The sequence below is a fragment of the Burkholderia sp. SIMBA_051 genome (assembly GCF_046534915.1).
In the GTDB taxonomy this organism is placed as follows: Bacteria; Pseudomonadota; Gammaproteobacteria; order Burkholderiales; family Burkholderiaceae; genus Burkholderia; species Burkholderia ambifaria.
Genome location: NZ_JAWRXS010000421.1, coordinates 1 through 263, shown reverse-complemented (window position 1 = coordinate 263; position 263 = coordinate 1). Strand labels below are relative to the sequence as shown.

Sequence of the window (263 nt, the reverse complement as noted above, 5' to 3'; positions counted from 1 at the left end):
ATGCCGTTGTAGATCGCGACCGTCGCGAGGCCTGGGCCGGACAACGGAAAGAACACGCGCCAGAAGATGCCGAACGGGCCGCAGCCGTCGAGTTGCGCGGCTTCTTCGAGTTCGCGTGGAATCTGCCGCATGAATTCCGTGAGGATGAAAATCGACACGGGCAGGCTCAACGCGAGATATGGCCCGAGCAGCTCGAACGGCGTGTAGTCAAGGCCGAGATTGCGCGTGAGCATATAGATCGGCACGAGCGTGGCGTGCAGCGG

At 62.0% G+C, this 263-nt stretch carries 1 protein-coding gene; it reads right to left on the bottom strand.

Annotation, left to right across the window (positions count from 1 at the left end; genetic code table 11):
* A partial coding sequence (locus SB771_RS35120) for an ABC transporter permease subunit (RefSeq protein WP_410722060.1) occupies positions 1–263 on the bottom strand: 263 nt, incomplete at both ends.